The following is a 12,778-nucleotide window of genomic DNA, read 5'->3' as shown; positions in this document are numbered from 1 at the left end:
TGCTCTCCCTCATATCACACAGAATTCCAGCCTACGCAAAGAACGCATCGATCTGCTGCTCTGTCACCGCACGCATATCCGCGTCCGCTTCCCACGCCTTTGCCCATTCCACCGTCTTCTCCACTGCCTCACGGATATGCCAGCGCGGCTGCCAACCGAGCTCCGCCTTGAGCTTCGAGCAGTCGAGCTTCAGGAAATGTGCCTCGTGCGGGCCGCCGTCCGCGTGCGTCTGCCAACGCGCGCCCGCGCCCCATGCACGGCAGAAAATATCGGCAAGCGCGCCCGTTGTCACGCAGTCCGCATCGTCGGGTCCAACGTTCCACGCGCCGACAAGACGGGGATTCTCCGCCTGCTGCGCTGCAATCGTGAGATAGACCGAAAGGGGCTCCAAAACATGCTGATAGGGGCGCGTCGAGTGTGGATTGCGGATCTCGATGACCTGCTCGCGCACTGCAGCGCGGATACAGTCGGGGATGATGCGGTCGGGCGCAAAGTCTCCGCCGCCGATCACATTGCCCGCGCGCGCCGTCGAAAGGCGCACACCGCCGTCCGCGAAGAAACTCTGCCGATAGCTGTAGACCGCAAGCTCCGCGCAGCTCTTGCTCGCCGAATACGGATCGTAGCCCATCAGCGGCTCGTTCTCGCGATATCCCCACGCCCACTCTTTATTTTCATAGACCTTGTCCGTCGTCACCACGAGCGCGGACTGCACCGTGTCCGACATGCGAACACATTCGAGCAGGTTGACCGTGCCCATCACATTCGCCGCAAATGTATCGACGGGCTGACGGTAGCTCTCGCGCACAATCGGCTGTGCCGCGAGGTGCAGCACAATCTCGGGTTTCGCCTCATCAAATGCGCGTGAGAGCGCAGAGAGGTCGCGCACATCTCCGCGAATATCCCGCATTTCCGTCAAAATACCAAGACGCTGCAACGCCTCCGCGCCGCCCTCCGTCGGCACATCGAGCGCATAGCCCGTCACCTCTGCCCCTGCTTGGAGGAGGAGAAGCGAAAGCCACATCCCCTTAAAGCCCGTATGGCCTGTGAGGAGCACGCATTTTCCTTTGTAGAAATTAAGGTTCATCATCTGATTTTTCTTCCTCCGAAGACTGTCGATCCACCCCCGATTGTTTCTCTTTGATCTGCTTGCTCATCTCGCTCACAATGCATTTGATGTTATGAATATAAGTCTCCACAGTGTCCTTTGTTATTACACAGCGTACGGCGTTTTCAGATTGTCGATCCGATTGATGTGCAATGCGATTGCGATGATCATATAAATTGTCAATCGCTGATCTCAACTCTTGTATGGGGTCTATTCCCTTCCCACGCTGATAAATCGCATCAGAAACACGACTGACCCCAACGTCAATAAGATGACACACCTCTTTAAAGGACTCATACGACATATATGGTTTCCATGAATATGTCACATCGATCCAATCCTTCAGCCATGTATCATCGGGATGCTGGGCAATGGCATCTTCAATATATGTCATCTGAACAGGCAAATTGTTGTATTTTTTTGTTGGTAAAAAGCCGTTGTCCCTATGATATATTGCCACTATGCCGAACTTGATGACTTCGTGAAGATAAAAATCAAAAGCACTGTCCAAGGCAACAATCTGCGCCCTCAACACCTCTTCGGCAACACATTCATCCAGCGCAGAAATATCCTCTATGCAATTGAGTTGTTTCTGTATCAGATCAAGGCTCTCTTGAAAATGGTGATCAATATCGTCAATACGAAAAACGATCACATCCCTGCTTGGTTTTGTATCAACTTTCCGATCGGCTAAAGATAAGTCTCGCTCCATCGCCATTATACCGTCACATCGCTCTCAATAACACTGTTGATAAGCTCTTCATTCAGCATGGGAATAGCGCCATATTTCCCTTCGATATATCGCGCGGATACATTTTCATTCTTCCGAACATTTCTGAGCTCCACAAGGGAATAGAGATCCGTTGCACGATCTTCATTAAGTTCCGTGAACCAAATCTGATCCCTGCGGAACAGCTCCAAATCGAGCAAATTTGTATCATGCGTTGTAAATATAAGCTGCGCAAACTTTTCGGGCGCATTTGCATAGAACAGTTTGATCAGTTGTGTCACAATATTTTCATGCAGCCCCGTTTCCAGTTCGTCGCATATCAGTATCCTTCCCGTGCTTAGAATCTCAATAAACGGACATATGATCTGAAATAATTTTTTGATTCCTGTCGACTCTTCCGACATCAGATCTGTTGCAAATTTTTCATAAATTAGGCGTGCTCTAACAGATCGGATTTCGTGTCCTTGATCTTCCAGCAAAGCACGAACCGGCTCCGGAATCTTATCATTCATTTTGCTAAGATCTACAGTTTCTAACTTTGTCTCAACCCCCTTTACTTCCGTACCCAAATATGCCAGCACACGCATGAACGCCTCTTTGACTTTAGGATCTTCATTCATCGCTTCAATCGAGTGTTCCATCCAATTGTTCATGCTAGGTTCATCGATTGCTGTTTTATAAAGGAGAAGTCCCTGCTGAAAGAATAAAAAAACATTTTCTGTCTCTGGTACAGAGGAAAAATTTGCGGCACAAGACAAAAACAGACGATTTTCTTTGAGCGCCCTCATAGCAAGCGCAAAGGGTTTTTGATATGTGCGACCAAAGGTAAGTGTCAATCCCTTGCGTTCAAAAATCCTTGATTGTTTCTGATTCGGGAAATGGTATAGATACTCCTCGTTGATCTCACCATCGAGAATCGAAAACCCATAGGCATAACGAACATTCTCAATCACAAATTGAAACTCAAAGCTGCTCGGCATGTCCTCCGAGCTCAATTTGTGCGGACGCAGAGGAATCGGCTCTCCCGGCTGATTCCGAACGCTGTTGGCAATCATGTTCTGAGCAAAGGCGATTGCGGAAACGAAATTGCTCTTACCCGATCCGTTCGCCCCATAGATGGCCGCCATACGCAGAATGTTCGAGCCATTATACTTCTTTGTCCGATCCAACATCGAGGTATCACTTGACGCCTTCATGGAAAAATCTATTTTCTCTTTGATCGACTTATAGTTACTGCACGAAAACTGCAACAGCATAAATCATACCCCCTTGTAAGGAGCGTAGTATTTTTTGTCCAATTTGTCAACTGAATTTGCACAAACGATGCAAATTCAGTTGTATTTTTCTCTTTTTTAACGTTTTACCCCCTCAACAAAACTCACCTTTGCCCTCCATCCTGTATCAGCCTGTATCTTTTCCACAGATGGGCGCATAGACGTGGGCGGACGCTCGGACATGCCGTAGGCGATCTGCAGGTCAGGCGCGAGTGCTGTCCGCAGTTCCTCGGTGAAGGAGCGCAGAGGGCGCACATCGCCGTGCGCAATATTATAGACCTCGCCCGCCCTGCCGCGCAGGAGGAGCGCCGTCATCGCCGCCGCTGCATCCTCTGCATGGAGATAGTCCCAGAGCTGCGTTCCGGCTGTCATCTGCGGTATCTGTCCACTGCGCAACGTACGAGCGAGATAGGAGAGGAGCGTTGTCTCCGACTCATAGTCTCCGTAGACGCTGAACACGCGTCCCCAGACCCAGTCGATACCGAGCTGCTGCGCACGCAGACGCGTCAGATGAAGTGCCGCGACCTTCGCAGCCCCATAGGGGGTGACTGGCTGCGGCAGAAGTATCTCCTCCATGATCTCGTTCGTCACGCCGTACTCCGCCTGTGAGCCGATGCCGAGAAAGCGACGGCAGCCGATCACGCCAAGTGCCTCCACAAAATCCAATGTGGAGGAAAGGCTTGCGCGCTGTGCTGCAAAATCCGTACGTCGCGAATCCCACGCCAGATGCACCGCATAGTCACACGGCGCAGCGATCTGTTCAGGCAGACGCGAGATCTCCTCCATTGCAAGGGGAATGACGCGCAGATGCGGATGCTCCGCAAGCCGCGCATTGCTCGGAGAGTTCGGACGCACAATGGCATCGACAAGAAAATCATGTGCAAGAAGAAAATCAACGAGATTCCATCCCAGAAATCCAGCCGCACCTGTAACAATCACACGCTCCATCATGCCCTCCGCACGCCGTCATGTTCCAAGACAGCACGCACGACATGCGGATATTGTTCCTCGAGCAGGCGTACAATCTCCGAGGAGTAGCTCCCCGCCATGACGAGCACAGCGCCGATCTTCCCCTCACGCAGCACGGAGGGCGCAACAATCGGAATATGCGTTGCAGGCGTGAGCTTGTTCTGCTTGAAGTCTGCCGAGTCGAGCACCACGTCGATGCGCCCCACCATCCCGAGCAGCGAGAGATCGGCAAGCGCCGCGTGTCCCGCTCCCCAGACCGCCGTCCGAAGACCGCGCCCCTCCATTTCGGAGAGAAATGCATCCACACTCTTCGTCACACGATCCTGCTGCGCAAGGAATCCACTGACATCCGGCGCGCGCCTCTTTCGCACCTCGGCAGACAGTACATAGCCGTGCCAGATGGAGCTGCACGCGAGCACCTCGAACCCGCAGTGCTCGAGCGTTCGCCGCAAGGTATCCTCGGTGAAGTAAAGCAGATGATCCTGTATGAACTCCGAATAGAGATGCTCACGCAGCACCATATCGACATCCGGCACCTCGACAATGCCCACGGCATCATCCGTCAGATTCCGCGCGATCCTGCGCAGATAGGCGCATGGGTCGGGGTTGTGCTCGAGGAAGCTCAGGATATAAAACGCATCGTAGGGCGCACCGGGGATCTCCTCCGCACCCTCCTCGAGGAATTGCTGATGTACGCGCAGCCCCTCCGCCGCTGCCTGCCGTACAAGCGTCTCGCTGTACTCGATGCCCTGCACATCCGCGCCCGCCTCCTCCATCATGGAGAGGAATTCGCCGCCGCCGCAGCCGATCTCAATGATCCGCTTGCCCTCCAGATGATAGCGCGCGATCCAGTCGCGGAACTGCTGCACGCGGAACGCACGCATCTCGGGAGAGACGCGCGTCGCGCGAATGACCTCGCGATAGTAGGGGACAGGCGCCCCGTCCAGCTGCATCATGCCGCAGTATGGGCATACGAAAAGGCGCAGATCCACGCCCTGCTCCGTCTCTGCTTCCTCGGGAGCGGGGAAGAACTGCGCCGATTTCGGCATATTACGGTATTCAAGCAGGGGCTCTCCCCCCATTTCCTGTGCACATATACGACAATGCAACGTAGACCCCTCCTACGGCAAATCAGATCACGGCATAGCAGACCGTTTCGCAGAATACAGGCGTATGATGTCTGAGATACAGACGATACTCCGGTACGATCGAATGGATGTAGAGCGGTATCTCGAAGAGATCAGAGATTGAATGATAGACACAGATCGCAAGATCGGGACGGCAGCGGCGAATCAGCTGCTCTGCACCGCGCAGCGCAGCCCGCTCCGCCCCCTCGATGTCCATCTTGATAAAGCTGACATCCTCTCCCTGCAGATGATCGTCCATACGGACAATCTCCCCGCGCGTACCGACGGACGAAATCGCCGATGCCGAAACAACATCGTCATAGTAAATCTGCTCATTTCTCTCACCCACGCCGCAGTTGTACGCAAGCAGTTCTCCTATGCACCCATGGACATTCTTTATGTTGTCCTGCAACACACTGTAGTTCTGCTGCGTGAGTTCATAGGCAATATATTTCCGGAACGGATAGCCGCGCCGCAGGAAATCCTCCATCGTATCGCCCGTATATGCCCCGCAGTCCACGAGGACGGATGCCTCTGTAAAGCGAATGATATCATCCTGAAAATACTGATCGCCCTGACATACTTCTCCATAATATTTCTGGTTACCGAAGCCCGGCTCAAACTTAAAGAAGCCCTCGAGCTTTGCGAGCAGGACATCTCTCGAACGCTCATCCGCGAGAAGGTCAAAACACCTTTCTACACGTGCAGCAACATCTGCGGGGTTGACAGAACGAAGGTCATCAAACAGACTGTTCAAATAGAAATCCGGCATATCCAGCACACGCCGAATGTTCATGTCCGCAAGCTGCGCTGCAACAGCAGCTCCACTCATGCCGACACCGATGACGACAAGGGGATCTGTAGCCTCCCTCAGCTGCTCCGGAGAGATGCAGGAAACGCCCTCCATCTCCGTTCCCCAGCGGACGGCATTATTGTCAACAAAGGCCGCAAGCTGTCCGCCCATATCGCGCACGAGATGGGCAGCCCACTGTCCCATCTGTCCCGTGCCCCAGAGATAGACCGGCTCACCATCCCGGAACATCTGCTGTACTGCAGCACGCCATGCGCTGCGCGCCTCCATCACCGCCGTGAAGTTTTCACTCAGCAACCGGACAGCCGTCTCTTTCTGATTTCCCATCGTATGCCCCTAGACCACTGCATCCCACAGATGCGCTGCAATAAAGATCGTATTGTACTTAATGGTCGTATATTCGATATATCCGTGGTCTTTCATAAACTGCATCATATGTGCACGCGAGCTGTCCAGATGATCCATCTCGACCATGATGACCTTCGGGCAAAAGCGCGTGTAGTCGAGCGCAGTCAGGATCTTTTCGTCCTCCCCCTCCGCATCGACAAGCAGGAGGTCAGGAGTCTCCTCCATCCGCTCAAGGATCGTATTGATGCCGAACACATCGACCGGAATCTCATACACTTCGTTGTGCGAAACACCGTCCCATGCCTTGTGATGCTCATACGAAAGGCTGCTGACCGTGGAGCTTTTGCTCGCAAAGAACAGCTTCTGCGCGCCGTCTCCCTCTGCCGAAACCGCCGCGTGCAGGAAGCAATCCTCGGAACGCGACATCCGAATGAGCTCCCCCACCGCGGGAAGCGGGTCAACGAGGAGTCCGCGTGCGCCGAGCCGGTAGAGATTGTACGTGTTATTGAAGCGTACGGGGTCGTTCGTCCCGATCTCCAAATAGGAAAGCCCCTCAAAGGAGAGTCCCAGCTCCCGGCAGAGCAGCATAAGCACGGCATCCTCGGCATTCTCACCGTAGAATGTGCGCAACGGCGGCACCTGCTTCGCAAGCTCATAATAAAGCACGCGAATCTTTTCCAGCGGAACATGGAACTCCTCCAACAGATCCGCGACAATGCTGACGGGGTCAGCCGTAACGAGCACCAGATCAAACTCTGCAAGGCGCTCCTTCAGCTCATCCTTGCAAACGGCACCCTCCGGCGGCATACGCGTCACATCCTGGTCACAGTATCCCGTCACACGAAAGTGCGTCGCGACCCATTCCCGATGCTCCTGATACTCTTTGCCAAGGCCGTAGACCAGTGTCCTCTCGTTCATCCGTGCATTTCCTCCCCGATTGGTCGGCGCAGCTGCGCAACCGGCACATCGTCAATATCATCCCGCGTATAATGCGCGCTCTTGTAGACCGAGCAGCCGCGGCAGCTGATGTTCTCGCGGTTGCGCTTCTCAAGCTGCATGACCTGAAAATCGTAGAGTTTCCATCCGTTCCAGATGTCTGCGAGAGACTCGTCCAGCACATTGCTGAGGTTCGTGCCGCCGTACCAGTCGTTACAGCAGGGTGATACCGCCCCATCCGAGCGTACGGCAAGCGTGGTAAATGGCATGGGACACGCCGCACGCCCCGTCATCTGCCGCTGCACCTTGCCAATGTCATCGCCGTAAAGGCGATCGATAAACTGCTCGCCCTCAATCTCCACCCAGCTGTGCGGCTCGTCGATATAGATCTCATCCGCCACGTCGGCATAGGCATCGCGAAAGATTTGATTTTCCGCTTCGTCAAAGGTGTTCAGCATCTTGCACGCAATGAACGGCCGCTCACTCCCCATCTCCCGCTTTACGCGCTGGAGCATGAGCAGGTTGTCGTGAACGCGCTGCATGGGCACATTGGAATCCGTAATCGAGAGATGCTTCTCCGGGATTGCGGAGTAGATCGACACGCGCAGATAGTCAAGACCGCCGCGCACGAGTCCGCGACATATATCCTCCGTCAGGAGCGACGCATTGCTCGTTGTCTCGATGCGGTCGGCAATATCCGCCGTATGTGCCTCGGCGAGCATCTCCGTAAAGTGCGGGTTCGTGAACGGCTCGCCGTAGATACAGAGCTTCAGCACCTTGAATCGCTCGCCCTCCCACGCCTTTGCCTGCGCGATAACGCGGCGAAAGAGCCCCATATCCATCGTCTGCCGCTTGTCCTTGAATTTCTCCTGCGCCGCACTTTGAAAGCACATGCGGCAACGGAAGTTGCAGGAGCTGCTCGGCTCGATCAAAAGGGTATAGGGCTTTGCGAGCGGGATGACATCGCGAAGGTCATGCCGTTTGGTGTTTTTCAGCTCAGTGTAACGAACGATCTCCATCATTTATCATCCTTGACGAAATCCTCTTCCGAAAAGGCTTCTTTATAGCTGATCGGAAGTTTCTTCCCGTAGAATTTCGACATATGGTTCTTGATGAAACGGCGGTCGACACCCGAGAGACAGATCGGACTGTCCTGTCGGAAATGGCGGATCGACAGACCGCGCTCCATAATCTCAGCAAGCGTATCGTCAAAGACATTGCCGATTGCAATGTGGATGAAGACGCAGGGCATGACATCCCCGTATTTCGTCACCTCGAGAATCTTTTTGACGGCGCCGCAGGATCCCTGCTTCTCATGGTAGGTCGGGAAGGTATCAAGATGCAGTACAGGGTACTTTTCATGCAGTTTCCGTATATATTGCAAGTCAGAACCATCGACCAAGATTTCCTCATGCCCCTCCCAGCGTCCGATCGCCTTGCCCAGCATGATGTCTACCTGAATGTCGTTCTCCTGACAGTATGCTGCCATGCGCTCCGTCTCCAGCGTGCGGCAGTTCTGGTGGGTGAATACGGTCTGTGCCACAGGCTGCAGATCTGCAGCCACGGCATTCTTGAGTGCGCGCAGCGCTGCGCTCGTCTGCCCCTTGTCGTGGAACGACGGTCCGTCCTCGTCAATGCAGTCGAGGCTGATCTTTACTTTATCAATGCCGATGGATCTCAGCCACTTAGCCTTTTTCTCGCTCAGCAGAGCACCGTTTGTGCTGATGAAGAGATGAAACCGATCCGGGCCAATCGCCTTGACAACATCCTCCAGATCGGGGAACATCAGCGGCTCTCCGCCGGAGATCCCCATCTGGGCAAGCCCCATGGCATCAGCCTGATCTGCCACGTGCCCGATCACCTCCGGGGTAAGGCTCCGCTCCTTCGGGGAAAAACAAAGGTTGCTGCAGTGCGGGCAGCTCATATTGCAGCGGTAATCATAGGTAAACTCAATGATCGGCGTATACTGCCCACGCGCGTGCAGTTCCTCGTACTTCTCGAATTTTGCAACAACCTTCGGCTTGATTTTACGCAGTTTTTCGCGCTTATCATGCTCCGTTCTCTTCTGGTACTCAGTTCTTTCCATAATCCTTTATTCTCCTACGAGACCGCATAGCATACGGTCTCCATCTCATCCTTGTCGTGATGTCTGAAGTAAATTTTATAGGCAGGGTTGAGCTGCAGGATCATCGCAGGGATCTCCCACAGATGTTCTGCCTTATGATAGGTGCAGATCGCAAGTTTTGGCGTCTGCATGCGGATGATCTGCTCCGCCCCGCGCAGCGCCAAAGGTTCTGCGCCCTCAATATCCATTTTAATGAAAGTGACAGTCTGTCCGCGCAGCACATCGTCCAAACGCCGAAACGCTGCTGTCTCCGTTCCGTCCGCACTGAATACGGTGCTCGTGTTGTTTTCATGGTAACGGGCTGTGCCGTCCTGATCTGAGGCACCGTAAGGATAGAGTGAGACGCGATCTGTATCACAGCGCGGATCCTCCTGTATTTTGCGCGAAAGGCGCGCAAAGTTCCGCTTTGACATCTCAAACGCATAGATATGTCGATATTTCCCGGCCGTCGCCTCTAAAAAGGCGTCGATTGTATCGCCGTCAAATGCGCCCACATCAACAAAGCACTCCTCGTCCGTGAGCGGGACAAGGGGCTGTACGAAATATTGGTTTGGGATGCAGTCGATCTGCACATGTGCTTCATCGAAATACTTTTCGACGGTCTGACAGACGATCTCCCGCGATGCATCATCGCCACACAGACGAAGGAGATTGCAGACCTTGCGCTCCATCTCCTGCAGCTTTGCAGGATTTCCCGCATAGCGCAGACTCGCATCGAAGGAAAAGAAGTTGACCGTCGGCGCATAGACATCGTAAAAGCCGTCCGCACGCAGTGCATCCATGAGCGGACGGGCATTGCGCATGGTCACGAGAACCGTCATGTCCGCCAGATACTCTGTGCGCGCACGTCCGGGCGGAGGGGGCGCAAGGCGCTCCTCTTTTCCGTGCCATGCTGCAAGAGTCTCAGGTGAGGCATCATACACACAGTCCGCATGGATGCCGAGAGACTTCAGATATGAATGCCAATTATGCCCGTGACTGCCAAGACCCCAGAGGCAGAGTTTCGGCTTTTCCTGTATCTTCTCCAGAAAGCGGGCTGCCTCCGACTCCTTATTTTCCCGCTCGCGCGAGATGATGCGGCGAACTCTCTCCTCATAGTTCATCGGGAGATGCTCCTATCATATTCTCTGCAATCTCCTCTGCCGGCAGGAAGGGCCACATGTCCTCGAGCGGCTTCGACATCATCGAGCCGTTCGGAAGCTGAACTGCCTTCGTCCGGGGGCTTGCTGTTGCAAGCGGGGAGACGCGCACAAGGCAAATTGCAGGGCCGCCTGCGGCAAGCGTCTCTGCCATGACGCCCTGCAGCTCCTTTGCGTGCTCCATGTGGAAGACGCGGAATCCATACGCCTCTGCAACAGCGCCAATATCGGGAATCGCCAGACCGCTCTCGCGGTCTGCGGCAACGTAATTGCCCTCGAAGAAGTTGCGCTGCGTCCCCATGATGCTGGCATAGCCACCATTCATCCAGAGGAACATCTTGATCGGCAGTTTCCACTGTGCAATCGTCGCAAGCTCCTGTATGTTGAGCTGGAACGCGCCATCCCCATCAATGAGCACGGTACGGCGTTTCCCATTCGCGAGACACGCGCCCATGGCATAGGGCACGCCAAATCCCATGGAGCCGAGTCCCGCAGCGTTCTTCACCTTCTGCCCATATTTGACGCGCAATGCCTGATAGGTAATCTCCCCTGCGCCGCCGGAGCTCTCCGGGACGATGACATCATCTGCTGTCAGCTGACGCGAAAGCTCGTCCACGAATACATGGGCATCGACATAGTCAAGCTCTGCCCGCATCTCGTCTGTAATGATCGGATATTTCTTCTTCATCCGCGTGCAGTATGTCTGCCATGCAGGCAACTCCGCGCTCATCTCATAGCTCTCCTGCGCGAGGAGCGGAAGCACCTCGGCGAGGTCGCCGTCGATGCGCACGGCGATGTCCATATCCAGTTTATCCGTCTCAGCGGGGTCGATATCGATGATGATTTTCTTCGCACGCGGCGCAAAATTCGCGTGATTCCACGCCGTGAGGCTGCTGTCGAGACGGCTGCCAAGCACCACGAGCAGATCCGCATTCTGCAGCACGAAGTTCGCATAGCGATGCCCCATGCCGCCCGGCGTACCGAAATACAAAGGGTCGTCAAAATCCAGCAGATCGATGGTCTTCCACGTGAGGAGGGTCGGTACGCCCGTCTTCTCGCGCAGCTCTTGCAGCGCCGTCTCCGCCCCCGCAGCCTTTACGCCGTTGCCGACGAGGAGGACGGGGCGCTTTGCCGCCGAAAGAAGCTCTCGAATCTTGTCGATGGCAGCCTTGGGCGCATCCGCAGTCTCTGACTCCAGCTCGTAGGCACGCAGCTTTTCAGGCTCGATCTCTGCCGCCTGCACATCGAGAGGAATGTCGATCCACACGGGACCACGGCGTCCGTGCATGGCGAGATGATATGCCTTTTCGAGGACATAGCGGATCTCCGTCGGCTCCATCACAGTGACGGCGAACTTCGTAAGCGGTGTTACAATGGGGACGATGTCCACTTCCTGTGAGCCCATCTGTCGCACGCCACTCTCCCCGATGCGGTCACTGCGCTTCACCTGTCCCGAAAGAAAGAGGACGGGGGTCGAGTCAATCCATGCAGCGGCAAGCCCTGTCACGGCATTCGTACCGCCAGGGCCCGTTGTGACAAGGACAGCACCGATTTCATTGGAATTCTGCGCGTAGCTCTCAGCTGCAATGGAGGCCGCCTGTTCATGCAAACAGGCAACGTATGTCAGGTCGTCACACCGTCCAAGTGAATCGACGAGGTGCATACAGCCGCCGCCCGGCAGCATGAAGACATACTGAATGCCCTTCTTTGCAAAAAACTCCATGACGTAGTCAGATAGCTTCATGGTTATTCTCTCTCCAATAACACTTCGACAAGTTCAAGCAATGCACCCGTCCCACCGCGGCACTCCGTAACGATGTCCGCCGCCTTTCGCGCAGCATGAACACCATCCTGTACGGTTGCGCCGATACCGGCCATCTCAATCGCCGGCACATCGCGTGCAGAGTCTCCGATATAGCAGATCTCTTCTGCCGTCAGTCCCAACCGCACAAGCAGTCCCTCGACTGCGGCTTGCTTATCCTTTGCACCAAAGACCGCCGTCTCCACCCCGAAACGCTTTGCCATATAGTGCGCGATAGGCGTATCCTCGCCGGTTACAAAGGCGAACTCAAGCCCTGCTCTGCGGGCAATGCCGATGGCATCCAGATCACGAAAACAGATTGCCTTGCTCTCTCTGCCATTCTCATCAATACGGACGGTGCCGTCTGTCACGACGCCGTCCATATCTGCAAAGATGTATTTGATTTTTCTCAC

12 protein-coding genes are annotated in these 12,778 nt (G+C 54.7%); all 12 read right to left on the bottom strand.

Translation table 11 applies throughout. The features are described from left to right. Window positions 1-31 precede the first annotated feature (31 nt). The 12 genes from rfbG to AXF19_RS05390 all read right to left on the bottom strand — a co-directional run bounded on the left by rfbG (window position 32) and on the right by AXF19_RS05390 (window position 12,778). Window positions 32-1,087: a CDP-glucose 4,6-dehydratase gene (rfbG, locus tag AXF19_RS05445; protein ID WP_066846120.1), complete on the bottom strand. Its 1,056-nt coding sequence runs from the start codon at window positions 1,085-1,087 to the stop codon at window positions 32-34. Further along, window positions 1,074-1,823, bottom strand: coding sequence for a hypothetical protein (locus AXF19_RS05440; protein ID WP_066846117.1), 750 nt, complete (start codon window positions 1,821-1,823; stop codon window positions 1,074-1,076). The genes rfbG and AXF19_RS05440 overlap by 14 nt, the downstream gene beginning before the upstream one ends. Then, complete coding sequence (locus AXF19_RS05435) at window positions 1,823-3,091, bottom strand: AAA family ATPase (RefSeq protein ID WP_066846114.1); 1,269 nt, start codon at window positions 3,089-3,091, stop codon at window positions 1,823-1,825. The genes AXF19_RS05440 and AXF19_RS05435 overlap by 1 nt, the downstream gene beginning before the upstream one ends. Before the next feature lie 96 nt (window positions 3,092-3,187). Beyond that, the gene (locus tag AXF19_RS05430) at window positions 3,188-4,060 is read right to left on the bottom strand and encodes an NAD-dependent epimerase/dehydratase family protein (protein WP_237141710.1); all 873 of its coding nucleotides are present in this window, start codon (window positions 4,058-4,060) and stop codon (window positions 3,188-3,190) included. Then, the gene (locus AXF19_RS05425; protein ID WP_237141709.1) at window positions 4,057-5,127 is read right to left on the bottom strand and encodes a class I SAM-dependent methyltransferase; all 1,071 of its coding nucleotides are present in this window, start codon (window positions 5,125-5,127) and stop codon (window positions 4,057-4,059) included. The genes AXF19_RS05430 and AXF19_RS05425 overlap by 4 nt, the downstream gene beginning before the upstream one ends. 82 nt (window positions 5,128-5,209) lie before the next feature. Next, window positions 5,210-6,343 (bottom strand): FkbM family methyltransferase, encoded by a 1,134-nt coding sequence (locus AXF19_RS05420; RefSeq protein ID WP_066846109.1) that lies wholly within the window; start codon window positions 6,341-6,343, stop codon window positions 5,210-5,212. Window positions 6,344-6,352: 9 nt separating this feature from the next. Next, window positions 6,353-7,282: an FkbM family methyltransferase gene (locus AXF19_RS05415; RefSeq protein WP_066846099.1), complete on the bottom strand. Its 930-nt coding sequence runs from the start codon at window positions 7,280-7,282 to the stop codon at window positions 6,353-6,355. Beyond that, window positions 7,279-8,322, bottom strand: coding sequence for a radical SAM/SPASM domain-containing protein (locus tag AXF19_RS05410; protein WP_084784774.1), 1,044 nt, complete (start codon window positions 8,320-8,322; stop codon window positions 7,279-7,281). Before AXF19_RS05410 ends, AXF19_RS05415 begins: the two co-directional genes overlap by 4 nt. Continuing rightward, window positions 8,319-9,386 (bottom strand): radical SAM/SPASM domain-containing protein, encoded by a 1,068-nt coding sequence (locus AXF19_RS05405; RefSeq protein WP_066846093.1) that lies wholly within the window; start codon window positions 9,384-9,386, stop codon window positions 8,319-8,321. The genes AXF19_RS05410 and AXF19_RS05405 overlap by 4 nt, the downstream gene beginning before the upstream one ends. Window positions 9,387-9,400: 14 nt before the next feature. Continuing rightward, window positions 9,401-10,528 (bottom strand): FkbM family methyltransferase, encoded by a 1,128-nt coding sequence (locus tag AXF19_RS05400; RefSeq protein WP_066846090.1) that lies wholly within the window; start codon window positions 10,526-10,528, stop codon window positions 9,401-9,403. Beyond that, window positions 10,518-12,308, bottom strand: coding sequence for a thiamine pyrophosphate-binding protein (locus AXF19_RS05395; RefSeq protein ID WP_066846086.1), 1,791 nt, complete (start codon window positions 12,306-12,308; stop codon window positions 10,518-10,520). The genes AXF19_RS05400 and AXF19_RS05395 overlap by 11 nt, the downstream gene beginning before the upstream one ends. Window positions 12,309-12,310: 2 nt before the next feature. Then, window positions 12,311-12,778: a KdsC family phosphatase gene (locus tag AXF19_RS05390; RefSeq protein ID WP_066846083.1), complete on the bottom strand. Its 468-nt coding sequence runs from the start codon at window positions 12,776-12,778 to the stop codon at window positions 12,311-12,313.

Source organism: Selenomonas sp. oral taxon 126, assembly GCF_001683335.1.
Lineage (GTDB): Bacteria > Bacillota > Negativicutes > Selenomonadales > Selenomonadaceae > Centipeda.
This window is presented reverse-complemented; position numbering and strand designations above follow the sequence as displayed.